We start from the raw sequence: 24607 nt of genomic DNA, 5'->3' as shown, positions 1-24607 counted from the left end.
AGAAAATTGATTTGTTTAGGCAAGATCCGGCGGTGGAGCCGATCGATACTGTTGCAAGTAAACGTTAATTAAACTCTGTACTTGCTCGCGAGGGATTTCCGTCCCGACTTCCTGATTTCCGGGACTTTCAAAAAAAACAATGCTGTCAAGACCTTCGAGAGCTATCATCTGAAATAAAATGTGAGTGACAGGCAAAAGCACCGGTCTGAGGCGATCGCCCCCAGCAGCCGCAGCCTGCGACGCATCTTTAATACTGCTCCAAGCATAAATCACCCTCTTCTCCCGTCCCGGTTGCTTGAGATTGCTCAAAACCACGATCGCCCAACTTTGGTCTACCGCTTGCAGGATCGAGTATTCAAGGTGCTGTAGCTGTTGGGCAATTAACACCAGGGCCGGGGCGATCGCCTTTAAGATTTGTGGCGTCGAACCGTCGGGCGGAGCTTTTTCGATCAATGCTTGAATCTGTTGGTCTAAATCCATCAGTCAGTTCTTTGATATCTAAAATTAAAAATTTCAGGTTAGCAGGTTCGCATCCAAGTATATATTACCCCTTGGAGTTTAGCTAGTCAGACGGGAATCCCCACACTATATCGCTTCGATTAGTGTGGGATGACTCCTCGCGTGAATCGAGGATTCCACATTTTCATGGTAATTAGCTCAGCAACAAAAGATTTAATCGATCAAGTTCTTTTGGAGAAGATTTCTTGGGCTGGTATAGCTAGAAGCACGGGTGTTTCTCAAAAATGGTTACAGGATTACGTAAATAATAAATATGCCTCACTCCAACGCAGAGTAAAGGTTAAACCTAAAAAAAGTCAGATTGAATGTTGAATGTGATGAACTGTGCCCATTTGTAGATTACCAAGAAAATAAGCAATGGGTGTGGCGCCGCAATGGATAGAGAGACCAGAGAAATTATTGGTCTTTATATTGGTGATCGTAGCGAAGAAGGAGCCAAACAATTATGGAATTCTCTACCTTCTGTATATCGACAATGTGCTGTTTGCTATACAGATTTTTGGGCTGCATATGCTTGTATTTTTCCTTCGCTACGCCCTCAGCCAGTTGGGAAAGACAGTGGAAAAACTAATCACATTGAAAGATTTAATAATACTTTGCGCCAACGTGTTTTTCGGATCGTAAGAAAAACTCTTTCATTTTCTAAAAAATTAGAAAACCATATTGGTGCTATTTGGTATTTTATCCATCATTACAACTATGTTTTTAGCCAATAAATATCTAATCACTACATATTTATTACTACCCCGCAGCTAAACAGTTGCCATCAATGATTCTGATTTGATAATGAGCTAGTAACTTTGGTGGACTATCTCCCAGAAATTGCATCACATCAGTCATAGAGGCAGCAGTTTCTCCTAAATACTGCAAGATGGGGTGAGCCAATAGCTTGTATGCTAGTCCTACAAGGTTTCAACCATTATAGCTGGTAAAAGTATAGTCATTTATAGACATGAGAGGCTTCAAGTCCCTCTCCCTTTGCTTTTACTTTAAGCGGATTGACCCGCCTTGGCTGAACTACGCAGCTCCCTATCCCATCGCTGAACGCATTTGGGATTGCTTTTCTGAGAATATTGTAACCGCCGTTCACGTCAGAATTGATCAACTGACCAGTCGATGTTTTGTACAAACCTCGCTTAATCCGTTTTCCGGTAAAGACAGGTTCTGTTTCTGTCTTCCCATAAACAGGAATTGAATCTAATCCTAAAAAATTCGCTCTGGATGTGTATGATTCCTCCTGCACAATTACCTTAATTCCAACTAGAAAAGCTTTGTACTCCAACATCTCAATTAATCGAGCGTGAGGAATACTGACAAAGTTTTGGTTAGTCTGCTTTCCGAAATTGATATCGGTTTTCCACTGTACATTCTTACCGATTACTAGCGTCCCAATTTTTTGCGCGACCAAGACATCGACAATCCTGCGACTTGCTTGATGCAAGTAATTGTCTACTTTTTGATGGCGGCAGCGAGTTAATCGCTGAATACGAGGTGAAGTTTTGCGGTTCCCTTTCAATTGTGATTGCAGTTTTGAAGAACGCTTATTATAGAACTGGTTGATCGATTTCAATGGTCGCCCGTTAATCAACAGCGGAATAAAACCCGGTCGATTTGAAGTTAGCGCCGCTAAATTATTCAGTCCTAAATCAATACTGGCTGCAAAGTCATTCTCTTGGGGGGCGGACTCCGGCTCGTCATAAATTACCTCCACTACATAAGAATCACATTTCGGAACCAACCTAACTTGACAAATCCGGTTAGGGTTGACTTTAGTCTTAATTGAGAATTCAGTACCGGAAAGTTTGATAATTCCGCTTCTCAACTGCTTACTGCTAATCGCCTGAATCGTATATACAAGAAGGTTTCGACCCTTAAGTTTATCTTTGTACTTTGGTAGTTTTGGCCGACCAGTGAATTTAGAAGAGTCGGCTTTGTAGGCTTGAGCGGCTTCAAAAAATGACTTCCAATTCTTATCTAGCACCATCAATATTTGCTGACTTACTTTGGCGGGCAAAGCCTTATATGCCTCGTGAAACTTCATCAATCGATTCATCTCGTTGTAACCGACATAGCCCCATCCATAAATAAAGTTCTGGCGAATGACATAATTAGCAGCATTGTACAGATTTTTGGATTTGAAAGCTAGTTGGTCAATAAGAGCGAAACGAGATTCTGTTGATTTGATGATATGCCTTTCTGTTAGCTGCATTCAGTGCCTCCATCTTTCAACTCGGCAATTATCTTTTCCGTTTTTTTGCTAGCGCGTCGCTGTCCGTAAAGTCGAGCAGCAAAGCTAGTAACTATAGCCACTAAGTCTTGCATTAACTCATCTTTTCCATTTTCTGCTAAGTTGACTATTTCCAACTTAACTCCCAACCTTAGTAGTAGAACGTCTAGATAATTTGTGCCAAAGCGAGCCAAACGGTCTTTGTGTTCAACTAATAAAATGTCGTAATCATCTTGTTGCAGTAGGGACTCTAACTGTTTTCGGTGGTCGTTCAATCCGCTGCCAATTTCTTTGACATTTTTAACAATTTGATAGCCGTTAGCAATGGCGTACTCGGTTAACCTCTCCGATTGACGGTTGAGGTTATCTTTGTTTTCCGAAGATGAGACTCGACTGTAAATAGCGACTCGATTCTTCTTGACCTGGTTTGATGGCGATCGTGGCAAGTAGTCAACTATAATCAGACCGCTTTCCGTCTGCCGTGCCGGATGTGGCAGTTTGTTTGCCTTCCACGCCTAGCCACGCGGTTGTGTAACTTATGCCTATTGCTTTGGCGTAGTCAGGTAGTTTCATGTTGACCTCCTGACTACATAATACCATCATCGCTTACCACTGCTTATAAGCTTAACGAAGTTTTGCAATACCGATACCCGCAAGTCGAAGAGAACGGCAACAGTCGCCGATCTAAGTTTATTCGTAAGGTTGCCAAGCTTGTCGCCAGCGACCGTTGCCGTTCAAGATTCACCAAGAATGCCTGAATAAAGAACACCTTGACAGGGCTACCCCGCTTTAGCCTATTGGTTGCCACCCGGTAAACTAGGGGATATGCTTTCACTCCTGCACTTGGAGGGAAGGAGTTACCGCATGGCGGTTCACCTTCAAATGTAACCAGTTGTCACCAGTCTCATCAACTGGGCTAACCGTCTCGCAAGCTTTTTAACTTACTTTAGGTTAAACGAATCGCACACTCCGATCAGTGCCGGGTTGTTGACTGCTTACTTGAGGCATGACCGGACTTCAAATGAAGTTTTTTACGTGGGAGTAGCGGGTGTGAATCCGCTAGGGAAGTGGGCTTCCCATACTAAACAACCTTATCAGGTCGCACTCGGCTAAACGAATCGCACCCGAAACAATATAATTACACAATCGCAGCCGCTTTCATCGCGAAAATGCGATCGATCGCATCTTCAACAACCTTATCAGGCGTAGAAGCACCCGAAGTCACGCCCACTACAATTTTACCATCCGGTAGCCAACCTTCAGTTACGACCAAATCTCCCCCCAAAGGCTTGTGTTCGATCCGATTTCCCGGTAAAATGCGCTCCGCACAATCAATGTGAAAAGAAGGAACAGTTTTGTCGATCGCAATTTCCTGTAAATGCGTAGTATTAGAAGAATTAAAACCCCCAATCACCAGCATCAAATCCAACTTTTCCTCAACCAAACTCAACATAGCATCTTGCCGTTCCTGAGTCGCATCGCAGATAGTATTAAAACTCAGAAAATGCTCGCTCAAATTCTCCGGCCCGAACTTCCGCATCATTGTTTTTTCAAACAACTTGCCAATATTCTCTGTCTCAGTTTTGAGCATAGTAGTTTGGTTAGCAATTCCCACCCTTTCTAAATCCAGATCCGGGTCAAAACCAGCAGAATAAGCCTTACTAAACTTAGTAAGAAACTCAGCGCGATCGCCCCCATGCAAAATATAATTGCTGACATATTCAGCTTCTTGCCAATTCAGCACAATCAAATACTTATCAGCAAAAGAACTCGTAGCAACAGTTTCCTCATGCTTATACTGACCGTGAATAATCGAAGTGTAATCCTTTTTTTTGTGCTTTTCAACAGTATTCCAAACCTTAGAAACCCAAGGACAAGTAGTATCAACAATCTTGCAGCCATTATCATTAAGCAACTGCATTTCTTGGACACTGGCTCCAAAAGCAGGTAAAATTACCACATCGCCCCTATCGACAACCGAAAAATCTTTCTGCCCGTTCTCAACAGCAATAAAATCAACTTCCATCTCCCGGAGATGCTGATTGACAGACGGATTATGAATAATCTCATTAGTAATCCAAATCCGTTCGGTTGGGAAATGCTGGCGAGTCTCGTAAGCAATAGCTACAGCGCGTTCCACCCCCCAGCAAAAGCCAAAAGCCTCAGCTAGCCGGATCGTGACTGCCCCACGTTCCAGTCTGTAATTATTGTCGCGAATTTGCTGGATCAGACTGCTTTGATAAGCCGTCTGCATTACCCCAGCTACCTCAGCTTCGTGTCCGAAACCCTTGCGGTGGTAGTTTTCCGACTGTTGGAGCGATCGTTTAAAAGCTTTAGTATCCATGTGGTATTGAGTTGAAATCTAGGTTAATTACCTTTGATTTTAGAATGCCTGGGGTGCGATCGGACTTATTGGCTCAGTAGCAGACAGGGGATATGCTATTTATACGATCGACACATTGAATTGAGAGCCAAGAAAGAATGAACGCGCCTTCGCGACTCGTTAAAAAAAACTTAAAAAAAAGCGTAGAGACCCAGATACCTGCATCTCTACACGATCGAACTTATTCAAATAATCAGCTTCAAATCTTCTTCGGCGCAAAAGGAGAACTCGATTCAAACGAACTGAAACCGCCGCCAAAATCCTCACCGTAAGCTTCTTCCCCGTGCAAGTCAATATCCAAACCTTTGTCTTCAGCAGATGACGGCACTCGCAGTTCCATAAACTGTTCCAAAATTTTCAGGATCACAAAAGTGCCGACACCCGCAAACACGTAAGTAGCTAGAACGCCTATCAACTGGGTGCCGATTTGCCCCGGATTCCCGGCAAACAGCCCGTCATTTCCGGCAAAGTTAACCGCTTTAGTGGCAAATACGCCCGTCAGAATCACGCCCACAGTTCCGCCGACGCCGTGAAGCGGGTAGGTATCCAAAGAGTCATCAAATCCAAGCTTAGCGCGCCAGCTAATGGCAAAGAAGCAACAAACCGAAGTGATCGATCCGATCAAAAGCGCTCCTACTGGCAGCACGAATCCAGCGGCAGGTGTGATGCCCACCAATCCCGCGAGGAAACCGCTAGCAATTCCCACTGCTGTCGGTTTGCCTCTGAGCACCCATTCGACAATTGTCCAAGTTAAACCGCCGACTGCTGCAGAAATCATGGTGGTGACAAAAGCCACTGTTGCTAAAGAACCAGCTCCCAAAGCGCTACCGCCGTTGAAGCCAAACCAGCCAAACCACAGCATCCCAATTCCCAACAAGACGTAGGGTACGTTGTGGGGGGTGTGGGGTTTCTTCAAGTGGTCTTTGCGGGGCCCGATTACCCAAGCTGCGACAACTGCAGAAACACCGCAACTGATGTGCACGACTGTGCCGCCGGCAAAGTCTAAAACTCCGATCGCCTCCAGCCAGCCTCTACCCCAAACCCAGTGAGCTAAAGGAGAGTAGATAAAGGTAGACCACAGCAGCACGAACCAGAAATAGGTTTTAAATGTTACCCGTTCGACGATCGCCCCGGAAATCAAGGCTGGAGTTATGATGGCGAACATCATCTGGTACACCATGAAGACTTGGTGGGGTATTCTCGGTGCATAGCCGATCGGATCTGGTGTGTCCGCCGTGACGTTGTTCAAGAACATCCAGTCGAAGCCGCCGATGAAGCTTTCGATCCCTTGCCCAAACCCTTTAGGATTTAGGTTGCTGGCGGTGACATCAAAGGCCAAACTGTAGCCCCACAGCGTCCATGTGACGCCGATCAGTCCCATCATGATTAAGCTCATCATCATGGTGTTGAGGACGTTGCGCGATCGCACCAGTCCCCCGTAGAAAAACGCCAGCCCTGGTGTCATCAGCAATACCAGTGCTGATGACACCAACATCCAGGCCGTATCGCCGGTGTCGATCGGATTTGGCACCACCGCAGCAGTACCAGCAGCATCTTGAGCTAAGGCATTGTCCGTTAGCGGTACGCTTAACAGCCACAGCGCGATGATGCCGATCGTTAAACTTTTTTTGATCACGTTAGTTGTACCTTCTCATACTCAGCAATTTTCCGGGAAGACCCAGCCGATTTTAGATGCGAGGATTTTAGATGCAATAGTTATTTGGTTTTAAGTCCGTGTTTTAGCGGAACAAATCTTCAATAGATAATTCCCCAATCCTCAACCTCCCGACTTCGTATAGCCGGACTCATCTAAATTCGTCAACTATCAATCCAATGGTCTGTGCCTTTTGGATTCCACCATTTGTACAAACAGTTATTCTGTATCACCCTATACTAAATAGCTAACTATCATATTTCTTAATGTATCAGTCGCTACTTGACATAGCCAGTGACAACAGAGTAATCGGAGAGGGGGTGTCGAGGAGAAGGCGGGAGTTTTGAATTGGGGAGAGTGGGAGGAGTAGAGGGGGAGAGTTAGGGAGAATGTTACTTTATCCTTCCCCCCGAATTTATCCGTGGGGTCAATGCTTCAATTCTTTAATCTAAAATCTAAAATCTAAAATCTAAAGTCGATTGACTCATGACTCATTTTTCAACTGCATCTGATCGAATAGTTGTAGGGCCGATCGCCAAACCAGATAACCTTGATCGTTAAGGTGCAAGCCGTCTGTGCTGAGTTCAGTTGGCAAATTGCCGTCTGCATCCGCAAACAGTGGGTGCAAATCCAGATACAAAACATTTTCCGAACTAGCAATTTCTTTCAGCCGTCGATTTATTGCCCGAATCCGACTGTTAGGAATCGCCAACAGCCGATCGCGATTTTCCCAAGTAGCTTGTTCCCCGCTGTGGGGCAAAATCGACTGCACCACAACTTGTGCTTTGGGGTGCGCCCACCGCAAATCGCGAATAATCTGCCGCTGGTTGTCCAAAATCCCTTCGTCGCTCGCCCCCCGCAACAAATCGTTAATCCCAATCATCACAAACACTGTATCCGGCGCAGTGCGATCGAACAACTGCAACCGCTTCAGCAAACCCAGGGAAGTCTCCCCCGAAATCCCTTGATTCAGCCAAATTCGATCGACTGGTAACAGCTTGGTCGGAAACCACATACTGAGAGAATCCCCAGCCAAAACACTCAATCTTGAGGGTCGATTCGCCGCCACCGCCTCAGCTTCGCGACCCAACTGCGTCACCCACTGCTGGTAAGTCCATTTATGTCGCGGCCCGGGAACGGGCACGTCTAGCACTGCCTTTGTAGAGATCGCCGGTTGGCCAATTTGTTCCTGGGCCGCTTCTGCCGTCACCGCATCATTCGCCTGGAACCTTTCTGTCAAGTTGTTTCCCTGCAGCAGTAGTTGAGCGACTGTAAGTATCAGTACCCCGTTCGTCACCAAAGATAGCAAAGCCCAAACCGGAACAGTTTTCGATCGGCTAACTTCCATCCCTAAGAGGGATTTATGAGTTCTACTTCTGCTACCTCCTCCGAACTTCTCCATAAACTCAAGCTATTTGCAGGCCTCACACCGAATAATTTGCACTGATTGCTGCATCAAATTTTACCGCTCAATTAAAGCCTCAATTCTTGTAAGAATCAAGCACTGTGCTGTATTGGGCAAGGGCGGCGATGCAGAACTTTGCTTTTTCGCACTACTTTACCATAAAAAATCTGCCTACCAAACTTTCTGGCACCGGAATCGGATTTGTCCAATCAGCAGACCTCAACAAAAATCTATCTAAAACTCACCGAAATTACTCATTTCTGATGCTAAAATCCAAAAATGAAAAAATTAACTATAACTGAAGCAGCCAAACTTAAAGGTGTGAGCGCTTCCACCTTGCGAAGATGGGAAGCCGAAGGCAAGCTAATACCAGAACGCACCGCTAACGGTCACAGACGCTATGACCTAGCTCATCTTCTTGGCTTAAAACCCAACGGCGCTTTAACCATTGCTTACGCTCGGGTTAGCAGTCACAACCAAAAAGATGATTTAGACAGACAAAAACAAGTTTTGGAATTGTTTTGTGCATCTCAGGGGTGGCAATTCCAAATCATTGAGGATGTAGGTTCTGGGGTTAATTACAGTAAGCGGGGTTTACAACATCTAATTCGGGCGATCGCAGATAATCAAGTAGAAAGGTTGGTATTAACTCACAAAGACAGACTGCTGAGATTTGGTTCTGAACTAATTTTTAATTTGTGCGAACACTTTGGGACAGAGGTAGTGATTATAAATCAAACCGAAAATACTAGCTGTGACGAGGATTTAGCTAAAGATATACTAGAAATAATCACTGTTGTCTCCGCCCGCCTTGATGGCACCAGGAATCCCAAGAACAAGCGCGTCGTTGAAGAACTTAAAGCAATTGCCGGTAAACTCTAATCAATACACCAGTTTGCAAAGTTCGTTAGTTACAGATTCTCAATTCCCATTTCCCCATTACCAATTAACAATGATCGGCGCCGACTCATGCAATCGAAAACTGCTATATGTACGCCATTAAAAGTAAGCTAACAATAAAAATATGCCCGCGTTCGTATCGAAGATTGAAACGCGAGCACAACGATAGACAGCCATAAGTTGGCGGGTATTTCAGATTCGGGTTTTTCTGAATAAAGAGGTGGATTAGCTGATAAATAGCTAATCTACGACACGAAAGCTGAATTGGTCGATCTCTTCGCACGCTCTACAGTTTGTTAGTCTTCCCCCCAGAACCCCCACCATAACCGCCGTAGCTGGTCTCACTTCTGTTATCCAAGCTCGTTTCCTTCACAAACCCAGTGTAAGCTTCCATCCCGTGTTCGCCGATATCCAAACCTTCAGCCTCCTCTAAAGCCGAAACGCGGATACCCAGCAAAGCTTTGAGTGCCAGCCAAAAAATCGTACTCAGCAGCACGGTCATCCCGCCTACAGAGATAATGCCGACCAACTGCGCCCAGAGTTGACCAAAACCTCCGCCCACAAGCAATCCGGCTGCAGGGCCTGCGGTATAAAGTCCAGTTGTAGGCCCGTCAGCAAACAGCCCAACTGCCAGAGTTCCCCAGATTCCACAGACTAAGTGAACTGAAGTTGCGCCTACAGGGTCGTCAATTTTCAAGTTGTCGAAGAAAGTTACTGCGAAAACTACCAGGATGCCGGCGATTATGCCGATTATGGCAGAGTTGGGCACGTTGATCCAAGCGCAGCTAGCTGTTACGCCGACTAAGCCGGCGAGGATGCCGTTGATAATCATCGAAAGGTCGGGTTTGCCAAGGTACAGCCAAGCCGTAATGGTTGCAGCAACTCCCCCGAAGGCACCGGCAGTGTTGGTGGTGATCGCAATGTGGGCGATCGCATTTGGATCGAGTGCCATTGTCGAACCGGGATTAAACCCGAACCAACCCAACCACAAAATCAAACAGCCCAGGGTGGCAATGCTCATATTGTGTCCCGGCATCGCCACAGTATCGCCGTCGCGGTACTTGCCGAGCCGCGGCCCCAAAAATGCCGCTCCCATCAAAGCCGCCCAACCGCCTACGGAGTGAACCACTGTCGAACCGGCAAAATCCCAGAAGCCTGCGTCTGCCAGCCAGCCTCCGCCCCAAATCCAGTGTCCGGTAATTGGGTAAGCAATTCCTACTAGCAGCAAGCTGAAAATTAAGAATTCAAGGAATTTAATTCGCTCTGCAACGGCTCCAGAAACGATCGTCGCAGCAGTTCCCGCAAAAACTAATTGGAAAAAGAATTTAGCGTTGAGGGGGACTCCCGTCCAGTTAAGCGACTCGAAAATGCCTTGATAAGCGTCTCCTGTGGCGGGGCTGTTGTCGGCTACATTCCACAGAAAAAATCCGCTGCTGCCGATAAACTCGTTGCCGTTGCTGAACATTAAGGCAAAGCCGATCGCCCAATAGGCGATCGTAGAAAGCGCAAAAACAATCAAGTTTTTGGACAGCACGTTAACCGCATTTTTCTGACGGCAAAAACCGGTTTCCAACATACCGAAACCGGCGTTCATAAAGAACACGAGCATCCCCGCCACCATGACCCACATCGTATCCAGCCCCACCTTAAGGCTTGCTAATTGTTCCTCGGTGGTTGGCGTGGCAGGGGTTTGGGCTACCGCCGCATATCCCCACACCAAGAAGATGATTGCAGCTAAAGGTATGCAGGCTTGCCAACTTGGAGTGAGGCGGGCGATCGCCCGTGGTAACTTGTTCAACCTGTTGACTTTCGTAAAAAATTTAGCTGCTGGCAAATTTAAAGTCTCCCGCCTGACTTTTTTCGACTTTTTCTTTCCGACAGTCATTTTAATCACTTTTACCCTCTTTACGGCTACTAAGCTCAGCAATATTCGGAAAACTTTCCAATCTTACTACAAAAGTTTATTGGATTATTTGTTGAGATTGAGATAGTTATGATAGCCTAGCTCTTCTAGTTGATTTTGTTTTTTCAGTACAGATTCGGACAAAGTTTTGCGGTAATGCAAAACTCGCTCTAGCAATTCTGGCTGATGAGCTGCCAGTATCTGAACTGCCAGCAAGCCAGCATTCTTGGCGTTGCCGATCCCCACTGTTGCTACGGGTATTCCGGCTGGCATTTGCACGATCGAGTACAGCGAATCTACCCCTTGCAGGTGGCGGCTCGGTACGGGCACGCCAATCACTGGCAAGGGGGTTAAAGATGCTACCATACCTGGGAGGTGCGCCGCTCCCCCGGCACCTGCGATAATGACTTTCAAGCCTCGTTGGTGCGCGGTTTGGGCGTATTCCACCATGCGCTCAGGGGTGCGGTGCGCCGAGACGATCGCCACGGAGCAAGCAACACTGAATTCTTCGCAAACGGAGATCGCATCTTTCATGGTTGGCAAATCCGAATCGCTACCCATAATAATTCCAACTGTCGCTTGATTCATGCAATTTTCAGATTTCAGATTTCAGATAAATGCTAATTTTAAATGATTGCGTTAACTCAAATTTAGATATTTTGTACCAAAACTGACCCTTAAAAGCAATTTTGCCACCAGCCCCCGTCTGAGCAGCCCTGCAGCCAGCAAAAAGCAAAAAGCTCCCCCTCCTCACCAGCCACCGGATTTATCCGTAGCGAATATTAAATCTAAAATCTAAAATCTAAAATCTAAAATCGGATGACTGAAGCCACAACCCCAACTGCCACCCCCACAGATATTCTCAATGCTCGCCTCCCCGGCTGCAAGGATTTGCAGATGCTTGCTGTTGACGAAACGGGAATCATTCAAGAAGTTTTGCCGATGGACGCCGTATTTAAACGGATTTGTCCTCCCCATTTGCAAGTCGTTGATGTAGCAGGCGATTGGATTTCTCTGGGCGGTGTTGACTTGCAGATTAACGGGGCGCTCGGTTTTGCTTTTCCCGATTTAGAAATCGAGCATATTGAAATTTTGCCGAAAATTTGTCAATTTTTGTGGAATCAGGGAGTCGATGCTTTTTTGCCGACATTGGTGACAACTTCGGTGGATAAGTTTAGGCGATCGCTCTCGACTATAGCTGATTATATCCGCACTGTACAAACTACTGTTGCCACAACCAATAAAGCCAAAACAGCGGAAATTATCGGCGTTCACCTCGAAGGCCCTTTTCTCAACCCCCAGAAGCGAGGAGCTCACCCAGTTGAGTTTTTGTTACCGCTAACTATAGAAAATGTCAAGCAAGTTTTAGGAGATTGTGCCGATATTGTCAAAATAATTACTTTAGCACCGGAGTTAGACAGCACTGGCGAAGTCATTTCCTATTTGCAAAGTTTGGGAATTTCCGTCAGTCTTGGACACTCCCAAGCGACGGCAGAGCAAGCACAGCAAGCATTTGATCGGGGAGCTTCAATGGTAACTCACGCTTTTAATGCGATGCCTAGTTTGCACCACAGAGAACCGGGTTTGTTGGGAGCGGCGATTGTTTATCCGGGGGTAAAATGCGGTTTAATTGCTGACGGGAAGCACGTTTCTCCGACAATGATTGATTTTTTGCTGCGCGCTGGTAGGTATGAAAAAGGCGTTTTTTTGGTGAGCGATGCTTTAGCTCCTTTGGGCTTGCCAGATGGTGTTTATCCTTGGGATTCCCGACAAATTGAAGTCAGAAAAGGTACAGCTTGGGTAAGATTAGATTACCACTCAGTCCTGGAATCTGCTACTTTGGCAGGTACAACTCTGCCGCTGTTGGCGGGAGTGCAGAATTTAGTGGAGTGGGGAATTTGCGATGCCGAAAGTGCGATCGCCCTGGCAACTGAATCTCCCAGAAGGGCGATCGGAATTTCGGGAATTATTGGCAAATATGCAACTCAATTGTTGCGCTGGAATTTAAATGCGACGACAAAGGAATTGACTTGGCATCGACTCTTTTAACCTGTTATACCATTTTAGATTAAAGAATTGAAAAAGGGGGAATCGGCGAACTGGTATTACCAGATACATTTGAGATTTTAGATGTGCCGTTTGCATCTAAAATCTCAAATCGCCCATCTAAAATCGGTTGTTGCAAGTTGCACATTTTCTGAACCGGATTGCTATATAATATCTAACCGTTGGCAATAAATCAGCAGCAGGCAGATCGATGAATTTGGTAGACGACAAGACTATAGTTAGACAGTATTTTAACTCGACGGGATTCGATCGCTGGCAGCGAATTTACGGCGAGGGCAAAGTCAATAAAGTTCAGCTAGACATCCGCACCGGGCATCAGCAAACGGTGGATACAGTCATCAAATGGCTGCAAGCTGACGGCAATTTGCCCGGGCTTTGTGTCTGCGATGCCGGCTGCGGTGTAGGCTCTCTGAGCATTCCCCTGGCTGAAGCTGGGGCAATTGTTTGTGCTAGCGATATCTCTGAAAAGATGGTAGCAGAAGCTTACGATCGATCGACAGCAGTTCCCGGCAAGCTCTACAACATCTCCTTCGCCGCCCAAGATTTGGAAGCTTTAACCGGCAAATTTCACACGGTGATATGTTTGGACGTGCTCATCCACTATCCTCAAAATAAGGCTGCGGAAATGATCGCACACCTAAGTTCGATCGCCGAATCGCGACTAATTCTTAGTTTTGCACCCAAAACTTTAGCACTCACCGCCCTCAAAAAAATTGGTGAACTTTTCCCAGGCCCCAGCAAAACTACCCGGGCTTACCAGCACCGCGAAGCTGATATTATCAAAATCCTAGAAAACAATGGTTTTGTGATTAACAGAACAGCGATGACTAGCACTAGCTTTTACTATTCTCGCTTGCTAGAAGCTGTGCGGAAATAGGTTAAAAATATTTGCAAAAAAGCTAATTTCTCATCAGCCTAGGGTGCGCCTAGCGCACCTTCCCTTACCAAAGTTACGCAAGTGAACCTCCATACTCTGCGATTGCTTCGCGGCGGCTCGCAATGACAAGTAAGGCACGCACCGCGCACCTTCTATCTCAACAATTAGATGTTTTTCCCTCTTCCTTCTTCCCTCTTCCTTCTTCCTTCTTCCTTCTATCCTTTACATCCGTTACATCCGTTACAGAATCCGTTGCCGAACTTCCCTCTTCCTTCTTCCTTCTTCCTTCTATCCTTTACATCCCGTACATTGCTCGTTGCCGAACCTCCTTCTGCCCAATTCAATAAATATTATGTCAACGCTAATTTTAATTCGCATTTTTATAGCAGCCGCAGCCGTATTCGGAGGTTTATCCGTTGCAGGCGGTGCTTTCGCCTCCCACGCTTTAAAAAATCAATTGAGCGATCGAGCTTTAACCATTTTTGAGACCGGCGCCCGATATCAAATGTACCATGCCCTGGCTCTATTACTCGTCGCTTTACTCTTGAGCCGCGCCCAAGAGTCTCAAACATTTTTTGCAGTTGCTGGATGGGCTTTTATTGCCGGCACAATCATCTTTTCAGGCAGTTTGTACGCCCTGAGTTTGAGCGACATCAAATGGCTGGGTGCAATTACGCCGCTGGGGGGAGTTGCTTTTATTGTTGGTTGGGGATGTTTGGCAGTCGCAGCTTTTAGTTTTAAATAGGCAACTGGTAAATGTTGAGGCAATTCCCAATTCCCAATTCCCAATTCCCAATTCCCAATTCCCAATTCCCAATTCCCAATTCCCAATTATCTAATTATCAAACACATCCCTGGAAAACAGCTCTGTCAAAGTACGCAAGTAAGGTACAAATACCGTTAAATCTTCAGCAGGAAGCCGCTCGCATATTTCCCAAAACAAAATCAGCAGCATATCCTGCACTAACTCCCAACTTACATGAAGTTTGGGGTACAACATCACGCAAATTGGAAACAATTCTTGCTGTACCGGGTGAATGCTACCTTCCAAAACGCACCAGCACAAATAGCTTTGAAAAATCTCGACATCTCGGATACCAGAAATTTTTACCTCGCGATCGCTCAAATACCCGCTGCTGCTGCGGTATCCTTGATGCTGGGCACTAGCTCGATCGTACACTGCACTAGCAATCTGAGTCGTGTGCTGCAACAAATGCTGAACGGCTAATAGAGCTCTTGAATTCGGGGGCTGATTCGCCGCCGCCTCGTTAATCTCTCCGTAGGGAATGTGCAGATAGTCGTCTACAACTTTTAAGTAGGGCGCAAATTCCGCTCTCTCTGATTCCGAAAGACATCCTAACAAGATTTTGCTAGTGTATTGAAACTCCATTGTCACAAATCCCAGCACTAACGGATCTGTCTTTGAGTATTTTCGCCTCACTTTGATAATATCTTTTCCCACCAGCACTGACAAGCGGAAAACAGGTTCTCTATCCGCATAAGCGTCTATTGCTTTCCGATATAAGGTGCGAGAATCGGCGGCAATTTCTCAAGAATTAATTAAACTTGGATCGATCGCGTGTCGCTCTATTTGTGTCTCTAAAAGAGCTTCTACTCTACTCCAAGCTATCTCGCTGGCTAATTTCAGGGTATCTGTCAATTTGTCAACTATGGGGGCTCTATTGCCCTCAAAATTAGTTAAATCTAGGCTTGGGAGAATTTGGCGTGGCGCTTGGTTCTCTCTTGTCGCCACTGTACTGTAATATTTTTTTGCCCAGCTAACTGCGAAGGAAGAAACGCTGACACATTTAGCTTTTGGGAGTTGGTCAATGTCCAGTTCGGTAATACATTGGGACGCCTGACTTGCGCCCTGTTGAAATTGGTCGGCTGCTGGTAAAGATTTTGAAGATATTTGTGAAATACCCGTCATGATAAACCTCGTTTTTTTATTAAGTCGCACCCGATCGATTCCCCTAATTTTTAACGTTGTTAACTACAATTTTCTGCATTTGTACGCTGACCGTCATCAGCCATTACGCTTAAAGCTATAAGCCATTTGGCTCGACTGCCTGCATCTTTTATAAGTTGCACGTTAATAACGTTATTTATTGTGTGATCGATCACCATCACCCTGTGATCGCGATCCTAAGTGATTTTTTTGACCTATAAAGAGGGCTGCAAATAAATTTAATTTGTCTTAAAATCGGATAATTAAAGTCAAGTCTACCTCAAAAAAACTGCTGCTTGAAATACTTGATGTTGGTTTTGGAGCGCTTTGGTCGATCGCCCTAATCTATTAAATAAGCTAAGCTACAGCACGCTCTAAGGGTGACTTTGGTTAATTTATTTCTATAGCTGAATTAGAAATGTATTGTGAGCCTGACGATTGTTATGAAACCCTGACAATTTTAACAATCGGCTTTTCTAAATAAAAAATTAAATTTGAGATGAGAATCAGATTTATGTGCATTTAGTTAATGCCATTGCCAGGGCAGTTTTTTGTGATCCGTTGTTTAGGAATGAGAATTAAATAACTTAGAATGCGTGAGGGTTCTTGTGGGATGGGCTCTTATAGCCCGTCCAGAAAGGGCGGGCTAAGAGTGCCCAACCCACTTTCAAGAGTGTAAATTATTTAATTCGCGATCCTTAGCTTCCCCGTGAAGCGAAGCTATCCCGTAGGGAATCGCCCGCAATTGATCGTCGTCCATTCGATCGACCACCTACCCTTCAAAACCAGAATTAGCGAATGACTCGCCCGGTAGCGGGCACATTTTGCCAAATCCGGCGGGTTCGAGTCCTCTGTCGGAGGCCCAAGCCTGTCCCGACAACGAGAGGATTAGGTTGATGCGGGCCCCACGGGCGATCGATCCTCACAAACAGCACGGCCGGTATGTCTTTAAGGCTATGGCTTCGGGTAGGATTAGTAGGACGAGAGGAAGTGGAAAAAATGAGCGCTAGCAGCAATTCAACAGAAATTAAGTTCGGAACCGATGGGTGGCGAGGACTGATTGCCCATGACTTTACTTTTGCCAACGTGCGAAAAGTCACCCGGGCGATCGCCAGTTACCTAGAAACCGCTTACACAAAAGACCGCCCAGTTCTAGTCTCCTACGATACCCGCTTTCTGGCAGACGAGTTCGCCCGCACTTCGGCGGAAGTATTGGCAGATTTGGGATGGACAGTGAAAGTGGTCGATCGAGATTGCCCCACACCAGTCATCGCCTACAGCGCCAAGCATCTCAACTCCGCAGGGGCCCTGATGTTCACGGCTTCGCACAATCCCGCACCTTACTGCGGCATCAAATACATCCCCGACTACGCGGGCCCGGCTACCCCGGAAATTACTGATACAATTGTGGCAAATATTGCTGGTGCTTCTGATGCCCCAGCCAAAGGCAGCCACAACGATAAAATCTCCAGTTTTGACCCGAAACCCGAATATCTGAAGTTTCTTTATACTTTGATCGATGTGGAGCGGATTCGCTCTGCTAAGTTGAAGGTGAAGTACGACGCTCTCTACTCGACTTCTCGCGGCTATCTCGACGGCGTTTTGGAACACTGCGGCTGCGATGTCGAAAGTTTTCATACCTACCGCGACGTGCTGTTTGGCGGCGGAATGCCCGAACCCAAGGGGGAACAGTTAGTCGAGTTGGTGGAAGCTGTTAAGAAGGATTCGGCGGATTTGGGTTTGGCTACCGATGGCGACAGCGATCGTTTTGGTATTGTTGACGAGTTGGGAAATGTCTTGACTCCAAATACTGTGCTGTTGCTGCTGGCGCGTCACTTGGTGAAGAATAAAGGCTTGACTGGGGCGATCGTCCGTACAGTCGCAACTACCCACTTGCTGGACAATTTGGCCGCCAAGTATGGTTTAACAATCTACGAAACCGCAGTCGGTTTTAAATACATCGGCGAAAAAATGCGGGAAACTGCGGTGCTCATCGGTGGCGAAGAATCTGGCGGTTTGAGCGTTTTGGGTCACATTCCCGAAAAAGACGGGATTTTGGCTGATATGCTAGTTGCTGAGGCGATCGCCTATGAAGGCAAACCGCTTTCTCAGCTAGTCGAAGAAGCCATTAAAGAAGCCAACGGCCCCCTGTACAACAAACGTTTGGACTTGCACCTAGAAGAAGCCCACAAAGCAGCCGTTTTGGAATCTTTTACCAAGAATCCCCCCACAGAAGTAGCAGGTATCCGCGTTAAGGAAATCGGCCGCAAAGACGGGATTAAACTTTATCTTGAAGACGGTGGCTGGGTACTGCTACGGCCTTCGGGAACTGAACCCTTGATGCGCGTTTACATGGAAACCAATTCTGTGGAAAAAGAAAGCCAAGTTGCCCAACACATGGAAAAGGTAATTGCCCAGTTAGAACCTGTTTAACTTTCTACCTATTCCAACGGGGGTTTTTCCCCTAGTGCTTGGGATTGTGAGGTGCGCCGAAGCGCACCTTACGTATTTTTGATAACTCTGGCAAAGCCTCTGAACATTAATCATCGATACTGCTGGGCCAGTTATATATTTGCAATACACTGGGATTTGTTAAAGTTTGGGAAGTGTAAATTTATTTATGTTTGTTAAATTTTTAATTAATTTAAAAAATTCCTAAATTTTTTCCGAATCTACTTGACTTTTATCCAGATAAAATTGTATATTATTAAATAATGGGGTGTTTGCAAAAATAAAATTTTCACACATATTCCGATTATAAAACAATTATACAAGTTAAATTACTAGCCTGTCAACTGGTTTATGAAAACAATTCCTCTGCTCGCCATTAGTTTTTTAGTAGCAATTTTAGTCAGCGCGATCGGCATTATTTCAGTGCAAAATGCCGCCCCAGTATCCTTAAACTTTATCTTTTTTCAATCGATACAACTGCCAGTAGGAGTAGTATTGGCAATGAGCCTGAGTGCAGGACTGATCGGAGGTGCGCTACTGCAACCGCTGTGGAACCTTTCAGATTCCCAAAACTCGCGTCCTAAATTTCCGGTCAATCCAGAAGAATCCGACACCGTACAATATTAAATATATTTGATCCCTTACAGGGAATATACCTGACCGTCAATCAGCAACCGAGTAATTCCCTTAGCTCGCAAATAAGGCGCTGCTTTTTGCAGCATACTGCTGTCAGGAATCTTGAAAACCCTTTGATTGCGAGTAGCAAACCGGCGGGCCACTCGGTGATTGTCAAAAACTGCCAGGGTTTTCTCGCGAATTTCCGCCGCCGGAATTTGACCCAGTTCGCCAAAAGCTTTTAGAGGCCTGGTGATTAACTCTGCCGCCCGATCGACTACCAAATAACAAATTTTGGGCAGAGATGCTTCGCTTAAAGGCAAAACTTGAATCAGTCCTGTACCCCGAAGCTCGATCAACTCGCCCGATGATATTGAACCCAGCAGGCTGGCTTCAAATAGAGAGTCTTCATCCTCTAAATCTTCGTCGAAGTCGTCATCTAAATCGTCTTCATCCTCATCCTCATCCTCATCCTCATCCTCGTCATCTTCCTCGAAATCGCTAAAATCTTCACCTGCCAGCAGCCCTTCTGCTGGCAGCATTGCCTTTAGTTCACCAGTCACAACAGGGTGGTGGCTTCGATCGGCAAAATTGGCTGCTGGGACATCTGGCACATCAGAAACATCCAATTCTGCAACTGGTTCAGGGACTGATTCAGAACGCTTTCTGATCGTCGGTCTCGAATTTGAGGCTGACTGCTGGAGGGGGGCTGACTCCGACAGGGGAACAGCTACAGGATCGATTTCGCCATCTGCCGATGACTCAGTAGTCGCCTCTGTCGGTTCAGAAACACTTGTGCGATGATCGGACAAACGCTTTTGTTTTTGCTGCACTAGAAATTCGTATTCCGGCTCCGACAAAGCCCCCTGAATGATGCGCCTCACAGTCGAACTGCTCACTCCGTAGCGCTTTGCCAGAGTGATAGTATTCTCGTTGGACTGTCGGTACAGCCTGATGAGTTCGCGTTTGTCTGAATCGGAGAGTTTTGTAGGCGTCATGCCAAGTTTTCCAGCAAAAAGACGTGAAAAGACGCAGGCGAGCAGTCAGCGAACTGTGATTTTTCCTTTTCGATTTCAAGCTCAGAGATGCTGACAATGGCAAAAAAGCTTTCGCGTCCCCATCGCTTGCCAAAGCAACCCCAATCTCAAATCGCTAGGCTGCGCGACGACTGCGCCTGCTCTGGCGAGAACGGGTTGAGATGTCATGTTCCAAGATAGCTCCAATTCCGAACAGGATGGCGCTGAAAACAAAAAAGACTTCCAGCAAACTTCCGCTTTGATAACTACCCTCAGCCTGAGTATCCCGCCATTTAAAGTACATATCTGCGATGTAAAGCGAAAAAGTTGCAGCCGCAATCATTCTCCAAGATTGAGAAAAACGTCCTCCCCAAAACGCCAGCAGCAATGCAGTAGCAATAATCAGCAGAAAAACGTCTCCAACGATGTAAAACAAATTGATTGCATAGGCGTAAGGCGACAGTTGCTTGTCAAGTGCTATTACCCATGCGGGAGTTTTACTTTGTTCTGCTGCTTCTTCTTCTTCTTCTTCTTCTTCTTCTTCTTCTTCGGGTGCGGATTTAGCAGCAGTCGCGGCCGTTCCTTTTACCATTGAGTTGGACGAATTTTCTAAACCAGCCCCTTTTGCTCCTGGCGCTGGCGCAGAGCCTGTCACTACTTCCTGGGTGGCTGCTGGAGACATTCCTAGCTGTAGCCTCCAAGACTCAGGTGCAGCAACCCAGATAGCTACAGCAATCCCGAAGGCTGCAATTCCCGCTAACAAAGCCCACTGCCAAATTTCTAGATTCAGCCGTTTGGAAGTCACAGCGATCACCATGCCCCCAATCAGTACCACATAGCTGCCCAGATAAAAGGCATCTGCGGGGGACACGTCCGGGTCGGCCTCGAAATACAGTTCCCAAATTCCAAATAGCACACCGCCGATAAAATAGAACAGCATCCCCAGACCAATGCCCAGCCAGACGTTGCGCCCGCTGACCATGTGCGGGCTTTGCCAGTTTCTAAAACAAACTAATGCAGCTCCCAGGTATGCCCCGCATTCAAAAATATAAGTGCCGATCGAGTACCACAGAGGTAAACCCTCTTCTGCTGAGAGGGGGACGCTGAACAGCAAAAAGAACAGCAGCGCCATGACAGCCCAGACAATGCCCACAATCACTAGGGTCTGAGCTGACAGTAAAGATGAAGATGTAGATGACTTTTCTGAAGTGCTACTCATAGGGATTCCACGAGACCTAACTAGCGGTTGAACGCACCCCATCTCAATCTTTGATTGGAGATGAGGATTCTTTCGCCAAAAACCTTAAAAAACCTCGATCAGACGCTTCCGGGATAACTGGCGTCCTCAGTGTGTCGTCGGGGCTTTTGCCCTCGTACACTATAGAAAGACTAAGCAAGAATAATATCTATTTACTAATTCAATAAATTAGTTGTTAGTCGATCGTGTACCCGGAAATATAATGATAGACATACGGTAGATGTCTCCACCCTTAAGGTTTTTACAGTACCAAATCTATCTCTGAAATTATACCCTCAAAGGTTGAGGTATCTGTTTTTTTGCTTTCCCATTCCCCTACTCATATCAATGATTCTAGGTGGGGAATGCGATCGAAACTTAGTTAAATTGCCAGACCATAGGTGGCATCCAAACCGAATCAACAATTTGGTTGGTCAATACAAGTTGGCCATCCAACCTGTATATCGCGTACCCCCTACAGTGCAATTATCTAAGATCCATTATCTCGACCCAATTGTCTGAGCAATTGTCACAGATTTTCTATCCTGCGATCCACAACTTGTTGAGGGCTGATTGTTTCAGCCAATCTAGAAACTGAGTCCGATCCGGTGCTGGCATATCTTGCAGCACATCGCTAACTCCCTCAGCGAAGTCCGTATTGCCAAAATATGATTTGCCCAAGCGGTGGAGTTCTTGCAATAAGGTCTTGAGATGCTGCTCTTGCCAAGGAGGCACCTTGTGATTTTGCAAGGGACTAACGGTTAGCCAGTTTTTTATCGCATCAGGGGAGTCTGCCTGGGGGAAGTTTCCCTGCTGAAATACCTTGGCGATATCTTTCTGAAACGATGTGGCTTGCCTTGCGCCTAAGAGGTCTTCTACATCGAAGTAAACAGCTTGGAGGAGCAGCAGACAAGCCTGCGCGAACAGTGGTGCTTTGGCTGCTTCATTCCCTGCCGGTTCTTCACCGGCAAGCTGATCTAAACGGACTTTTCCCCAGACGCTATATCTATCCGGCTCTTCTAGCAGAACACAGGCTTTGCCTCGGTTGTCGGTTAAGTCCCGCCACAAGGCTCTGGCGTCTTCTGCTTGCTTGCCGTTGAAGGCGCTGATTAGGCGAAAAGTCTGCCCCTGATAATTGAGAATGGGAATTTGTTGATCCCGTTTTGGGTGTTGAAAATTGGTTATTTCAACATCCTGCCGTTTCAGAATAAACATGACACTGCGATTTGACTCCTGTCATGGCCGAGGTGCTGTGCTTTTGACACTCCCGATGCCTAAAGGCGAAGGGATTCTTGATTCAGCGAGTCCACTTAAATTAGCAGGATTGCTCCCGATCACCCAGAGATGGTTCTGCTACACAAAACTTGGCTAAACTTATTTAAGTCTCACCATTCAATCAGGATTGCTCCTAAAGGGTCTGCTTCCTGTTTCACCCAAGGGAGTCGGCTCCTTCTTGTCCACAGGCGTTAATTCGGGTGTAGCCCGCCCTAATTGAGTTAATTTTAGTTGAAGCTTTTAGCCATGAGTCATCCAATATTTTCAACCAATTTAACGAAACGCGGACTCGCGTTCGACCTTGTAACAGGCTGGTCAGTTTTGACTTTCACGGTGTTTTACTCTCCCAGATAATTAAGCCTTTGTTTTCGGCACTGAGGTAATCATACCGCCCAGAATGTTAACCATTCAAGTTAAGTATGACTAATTTTAGTAAACTTTTTGGCTATGCAAGTCCAACTCCTCAAGCGTTCCGATACTTTTTTGCTAACAAATGCTAACAATTATCTAAGCTGAGATTGTCTCTCAGCCTTGGCGTATAAATCAATGCACGAAGGAAAATCCCCCGCGCACAATTTACGACTGCTGTACTGGCAACGCTTGATTTTCGCGCTCGTGCCGAGCAGGCGATTGACTGTTTTGCTTTGATGGCGTAGAGGAAGCTTATATAGAGGCTCCGTACCATCAGGGATTTTCACCTGAGTCTTTCAATCCTAGTTCTACCACATTTTTATCAAATATCAAGTCGAGCAGAATGTTAGCCAACATAACTCAATATCAGCAAATTAGTCATTCTGACTCAGCTCATAGCTGGTAAAAGTATAGTCATCTATTACATGACATGGGAGGCCTTCGGTCCCTCCCCCTTCACTTTTACTTTGAGCGGATTGACCCGCCTCGGCTGAGCTACGCAGCTCCCTATCCCATTGCTCAATGCTTTTGGGAGTGCTTTTGCCACGATCGTGTCATACCCATTCACGGAGCGCATTAATTAACAAACCATCTGCGGTTTTGTACAAACCTCTGTGGATGTGTTTGCCAATCGGCTAGCTGCATGAGTGATAGGTGTGGCTCGTAAATAAAGGCCGCGGTGAAAGCGGTTGCTTGGGCAGTCCAAATCCTTCTGCTCAGTCAACATATACTACTCCTGACTATCTTTGACGAGAAACTTAATGAAGTTTTACAATACCTCCAATCAGGGGACGAGTTCTGGTTTTTCGGTAATGCGGTCAGCGTTTTAGGCTTTGCCACTAGGCGAGGTTAACATAACCCATAGACATCTGGGAAAAAGCACCTGTGACTCTTTGGCTGTCTGAGTTCCGTCTTAATTTGGGGAGAGATATCCGATCGACCAAATATTGGGGTTTCAACTCGACCTCTAAATACTTTACCCGAGTTTACGTCCTACCTAGTTTTGATTGTAAATTGACAATTATGCGGTTTGCAGGTGAGTCCCTCCAGCTTTTGTCAGATACAGTCTTGAAGGCAAAGGCACTCTCATCATCTTGGTTTTTTTCCCGAACCATCGCGCTGCAAGCTATATTTTTCTAGATAAAAGCGGTTTCTGCGTAAGTCATCAAATAATTTACTTGCTCGATCGCACACTGCACCGATACAATAATCTTGTTAGCGATTTTTGAGTTGGGTGCGTAACTCAGTTGGATAGAGTAGCTGCCTTCTAAGCAGCGAGTCGCAGGTTCAAGTCCTGCCGTACCCGTTACATAATCCTTTTGCGTAGCAATGGTTTCAGGTTGACTAAGCTACCGAGAGTCTAGTTTTCCGCTCATCTTTAGCTCAGTCCTACTCTTCTAAGTAGCTGAGTATGTCCAAAACTGCCGCCATATCTGCCAAGTTTGCGCCGGACTTTTTGCGTCTGCTCTTCAACTGATTGAGCAAATCGGCCGGCTCTGGAAATTCTGCGACGGTCGGAGCGGAGTTTTTATTTTCGGCGTCTGGCATCCGAAACAAATCCTTAAAAAAGCCCCACCTGCCACACTGGGCGAATCTTCCTGCTTCTGACCGATCGACACTGCTACCCTTCTGGGTATAGGTTTGCTATAGCCGATGTGATATCATAAAAAGTCTATTGTGTCAATAGCCTAGCTCCTGCGATGTTCAAACAGCAACAGC

21 protein-coding genes, 1 tRNA gene and 1 pseudogene are annotated in these 24607 nt (G+C 46.2%); 8 read left to right on the top strand and 15 right to left on the bottom strand.

The window, feature by feature from the left end; translation table 11 throughout:
• Nucleotides 1-15: 15 nt before the first annotated feature.
• The gene (locus QT987_RS07535) at nucleotides 16-480 is read right to left on the bottom strand and encodes a hypothetical protein (RefSeq protein ID WP_333056987.1); all 465 of its coding nucleotides are present in this window, start codon (nucleotides 478-480) and stop codon (nucleotides 16-18) included.
• Between the two features lie 171 nt (nucleotides 481-651).
• On the opposite strand from QT987_RS07535, the pseudogene QT987_RS07530 reads away from it, so the two are divergent.
• Nucleotides 652-1235: pseudogene (locus QT987_RS07530) on the top strand (IS1 family transposase); the annotation flags it as partial.
• 224 nt (nucleotides 1236-1459) lie between these two features.
• On the opposite strand, the gene QT987_RS07525 reads toward QT987_RS07530, so the two are convergent.
• From QT987_RS07525 to QT987_RS07505, 6 genes are all read right to left on the bottom strand, one after another.
• Nucleotides 1460-2728, bottom strand: coding sequence for a transposase (locus tag QT987_RS07525; RefSeq protein WP_333238662.1), 1269 nt, complete (start codon nucleotides 2726-2728; stop codon nucleotides 1460-1462).
• Nucleotides 2719-3192 (bottom strand): IS607 family transposase, encoded by a 474-nt coding sequence (locus QT987_RS07520; RefSeq protein WP_445299606.1) that lies wholly within the window; start codon nucleotides 3190-3192, stop codon nucleotides 2719-2721. Before QT987_RS07520 ends, QT987_RS07525 begins: the two co-directional genes overlap by 10 nt.
• 4 nt (nucleotides 3193-3196) lie before the next feature.
• Entirely contained in the window at nucleotides 3197-3319 is a 123-nt protein-coding gene (locus QT987_RS29895) for a hypothetical protein (protein ID WP_333321101.1), read from the bottom strand.
• 565 nt (nucleotides 3320-3884) lie between these two features.
• Nucleotides 3885-5090: a 4-hydroxy-3-methylbut-2-enyl diphosphate reductase gene (locus QT987_RS07515; protein ID WP_333238660.1), complete on the bottom strand. Its 1206-nt coding sequence runs from the start codon at nucleotides 5088-5090 to the stop codon at nucleotides 3885-3887.
• A gap of 238 nt (nucleotides 5091-5328) precedes the next feature.
• On the bottom strand, nucleotides 5329-6765 hold the full coding sequence (locus QT987_RS07510; protein WP_333238658.1) for an ammonium transporter: 1437 nt from the start codon (nucleotides 6763-6765) through the stop codon (nucleotides 5329-5331).
• A 502-nt stretch (nucleotides 6766-7267) separates the two neighbouring features.
• Nucleotides 7268-8185, bottom strand: a complete 918-nt coding sequence (locus QT987_RS07505) for an SGNH/GDSL hydrolase family protein (RefSeq protein ID WP_333055869.1) — start codon at nucleotides 8183-8185, stop codon at nucleotides 7268-7270.
• Between the two features lie 282 nt (nucleotides 8186-8467).
• Between QT987_RS07505 and QT987_RS07500 the strand changes: the two genes are divergently transcribed.
• Complete coding sequence (locus QT987_RS07500) at nucleotides 8468-9070, top strand: IS607 family transposase (protein ID WP_333233027.1); 603 nt, start codon at nucleotides 8468-8470, stop codon at nucleotides 9068-9070.
• Nucleotides 9071-9374: 304 nt separating this feature from the next.
• Here the strand turns inward: QT987_RS07500 and QT987_RS07495 are convergent, their stop codons facing one another.
• Both QT987_RS07495 and purE read right to left on the bottom strand, forming a co-directional pair.
• Nucleotides 9375-10973, bottom strand: a complete 1599-nt coding sequence (locus QT987_RS07495; protein WP_333055867.1) for an ammonium transporter — start codon at nucleotides 10971-10973, stop codon at nucleotides 9375-9377.
• An 84-nt stretch (nucleotides 10974-11057) separates the two neighbouring features.
• Complete coding sequence (gene purE / locus QT987_RS07490) at nucleotides 11058-11579, bottom strand: 5-(carboxyamino)imidazole ribonucleotide mutase (RefSeq protein ID WP_333055865.1); 522 nt, start codon at nucleotides 11577-11579, stop codon at nucleotides 11058-11060.
• Nucleotides 11580-11810: 231 nt separating this feature from the next.
• Between purE and nagA the strand changes: the two genes are divergently transcribed.
• The 3 genes from nagA (at nucleotide 11811) to QT987_RS07475 (ending at nucleotide 14680) form a co-directional block, all read left to right on the top strand.
• On the top strand, nucleotides 11811-13040 hold the full coding sequence (gene nagA, locus QT987_RS07485; protein ID WP_333238656.1) for an N-acetylglucosamine-6-phosphate deacetylase: 1230 nt from the start codon (nucleotides 11811-11813) through the stop codon (nucleotides 13038-13040).
• A gap of 208 nt (nucleotides 13041-13248) precedes the next feature.
• Nucleotides 13249-13935, top strand: a complete 687-nt coding sequence (gene bchM, locus QT987_RS07480; RefSeq protein WP_333055861.1) for a magnesium protoporphyrin IX methyltransferase — start codon at nucleotides 13249-13251, stop codon at nucleotides 13933-13935.
• 352 nt (nucleotides 13936-14287) lie between these two features.
• Nucleotides 14288-14680, top strand: coding sequence for a DUF423 domain-containing protein (locus tag QT987_RS07475; RefSeq protein WP_190661484.1), 393 nt, complete (start codon nucleotides 14288-14290; stop codon nucleotides 14678-14680).
• Between the two features lie 90 nt (nucleotides 14681-14770).
• Here the strand turns inward: QT987_RS07475 and QT987_RS07470 are convergent, their stop codons facing one another.
• A complete protein-coding gene (locus QT987_RS07470; protein ID WP_333238654.1) occupies nucleotides 14771-15325 on the bottom strand; it encodes a hypothetical protein in 555 nt (184 codons plus the stop codon).
• A gap of 159 nt (nucleotides 15326-15484) precedes the next feature.
• Nucleotides 15485-15865, bottom strand: a complete 381-nt coding sequence (locus tag QT987_RS07465; protein WP_333238652.1) for a hypothetical protein — start codon at nucleotides 15863-15865, stop codon at nucleotides 15485-15487.
• Between the two features lie 960 nt (nucleotides 15866-16825).
• Here QT987_RS07465 and QT987_RS07460 point away from each other — a divergent pair.
• Both QT987_RS07460 and QT987_RS07455 read left to right on the top strand, forming a co-directional pair.
• Nucleotides 16826-18316 (top strand): phosphoglucomutase/phosphomannomutase family protein, encoded by a 1491-nt coding sequence (locus tag QT987_RS07460; RefSeq protein WP_445299605.1) that lies wholly within the window; start codon nucleotides 16826-16828, stop codon nucleotides 18314-18316.
• Between the two features lie 369 nt (nucleotides 18317-18685).
• On the top strand, nucleotides 18686-18961 hold the full coding sequence (locus tag QT987_RS07455) for a LapA family protein (protein WP_333238650.1): 276 nt from the start codon (nucleotides 18686-18688) through the stop codon (nucleotides 18959-18961).
• 14 nt (nucleotides 18962-18975) lie between these two features.
• Here the strand turns inward: QT987_RS07455 and QT987_RS07450 are convergent, their stop codons facing one another.
• From QT987_RS07450 to QT987_RS07440, 3 genes are all read right to left on the bottom strand, one after another.
• Nucleotides 18976-19947 (bottom strand): hypothetical protein, encoded by a 972-nt coding sequence (locus QT987_RS07450; protein WP_333238648.1) that lies wholly within the window; start codon nucleotides 19945-19947, stop codon nucleotides 18976-18978.
• Nucleotides 19948-20101: 154 nt separating this feature from the next.
• The gene (locus QT987_RS07445; protein ID WP_333238647.1) at nucleotides 20102-21184 is read right to left on the bottom strand and encodes a hypothetical protein; all 1083 of its coding nucleotides are present in this window, start codon (nucleotides 21182-21184) and stop codon (nucleotides 20102-20104) included.
• 558 nt (nucleotides 21185-21742) lie between these two features.
• Entirely contained in the window at nucleotides 21743-22417 is a 675-nt protein-coding gene (locus tag QT987_RS07440; RefSeq protein WP_333055855.1) for an Npun_F0813 family protein, read from the bottom strand.
• Nucleotides 22418-24120: 1703 nt separating this feature from the next.
• On the opposite strand from QT987_RS07440, the gene QT987_RS07435 reads away from it, so the two are divergent.
• A tRNA-Arg gene (locus QT987_RS07435) sits at nucleotides 24121-24194 on the top strand.
• Nucleotides 24195-24277: 83 nt separating this feature from the next.
• On the opposite strand, the gene QT987_RS07430 is transcribed toward QT987_RS07435, so the two are convergent.
• Nucleotides 24278-24436 (bottom strand): hypothetical protein, encoded by a 159-nt coding sequence (locus QT987_RS07430; protein ID WP_333238644.1) that lies wholly within the window; start codon nucleotides 24434-24436, stop codon nucleotides 24278-24280.
• Nucleotides 24437-24607 lie beyond the last annotated feature (171 nt).

This window comes from Microcoleus sp. SVA1B4 (assembly GCF_036700545.1).
Taxonomy (GTDB): domain Bacteria; phylum Cyanobacteriota; class Cyanobacteriia; order Cyanobacteriales; family Microcoleaceae; genus Microcoleus.
The sequence above is the reverse complement of the archived record's forward strand: the minus strand, read 5'-3'. Positions and strand labels throughout refer to the sequence as shown.

What these genes read in the sequence shown, in the direction of transcription:
- QT987_RS07535 (WP_333056987.1), bottom strand. Translation starts at nt 480, where the DNA reads ATGGATTTAGACCAACAGATTCAAGCATTGATCGAAAAAGCTCCGCCC.
- QT987_RS07525 (WP_333238662.1), bottom strand. Translation starts at nt 2,728, where the DNA reads ATGCAGCTAACAGAAAGGCATATCATCAAATCAACAGAATCTCGTTTC.
- QT987_RS29895 (WP_333321101.1), bottom strand. Translation starts at nt 3,319, where the DNA reads ATGAAACTACCTGACTACGCCAAAGCAATAGGCATAAGTTACACAACC.
- QT987_RS07515 (WP_333238660.1), bottom strand. Translation starts at nt 5,090, where the DNA reads ATGGATACTAAAGCTTTTAAACGATCGCTCCAACAGTCGGAAAACTAC.
- QT987_RS07505 (WP_333055869.1), bottom strand. Translation starts at nt 8,185, where the DNA reads ATGGAGAAGTTCGGAGGAGGTAGCAGAAGTAGAACTCATAAATCCCTC.
- QT987_RS07500 (WP_333233027.1), top strand. Translation starts at nt 8,468, where the DNA reads ATGAAAAAATTAACTATAACTGAAGCAGCCAAACTTAAAGGTGTGAGC.
- QT987_RS07495 (WP_333055867.1), bottom strand. Translation starts at nt 10,973, where the DNA reads ATGACTGTCGGAAAGAAAAAGTCGAAAAAAGTCAGGCGGGAGACTTTA.
- purE (WP_333055865.1), bottom strand. Translation starts at nt 11,579, where the DNA reads ATGAATCAAGCGACAGTTGGAATTATTATGGGTAGCGATTCGGATTTG.
- nagA (WP_333238656.1), top strand. Translation starts at nt 11,811, where the DNA reads ATGACTGAAGCCACAACCCCAACTGCCACCCCCACAGATATTCTCAAT.
- bchM (WP_333055861.1), top strand. Translation starts at nt 13,249, where the DNA reads ATGAATTTGGTAGACGACAAGACTATAGTTAGACAGTATTTTAACTCG.
- QT987_RS07475 (WP_190661484.1), top strand. Translation starts at nt 14,288, where the DNA reads ATGTCAACGCTAATTTTAATTCGCATTTTTATAGCAGCCGCAGCCGTA.
- QT987_RS07470 (WP_333238654.1), bottom strand. Translation starts at nt 15,325, where the DNA reads ATGGAGTTTCAATACACTAGCAAAATCTTGTTAGGATGTCTTTCGGAA.
- QT987_RS07465 (WP_333238652.1), bottom strand. Translation starts at nt 15,865, where the DNA reads ATGACGGGTATTTCACAAATATCTTCAAAATCTTTACCAGCAGCCGAC.
- QT987_RS07460 (WP_445299605.1), top strand. Translation starts at nt 16,826, where the DNA reads ATGTCTTTAAGGCTATGGCTTCGGGTAGGATTAGTAGGACGAGAGGAA.
- QT987_RS07455 (WP_333238650.1), top strand. Translation starts at nt 18,686, where the DNA reads ATGAAAACAATTCCTCTGCTCGCCATTAGTTTTTTAGTAGCAATTTTA.
- QT987_RS07450 (WP_333238648.1), bottom strand. Translation starts at nt 19,947, where the DNA reads ATGACGCCTACAAAACTCTCCGATTCAGACAAACGCGAACTCATCAGG.
- QT987_RS07445 (WP_333238647.1), bottom strand. Translation starts at nt 21,184, where the DNA reads ATGAGTAGCACTTCAGAAAAGTCATCTACATCTTCATCTTTACTGTCA.
- QT987_RS07440 (WP_333055855.1), bottom strand. Translation starts at nt 22,417, where the DNA reads ATGTTTATTCTGAAACGGCAGGATGTTGAAATAACCAATTTTCAACAC.
- QT987_RS07430 (WP_333238644.1), bottom strand. Translation starts at nt 24,436, where the DNA reads ATGCCAGACGCCGAAAATAAAAACTCCGCTCCGACCGTCGCAGAATTT.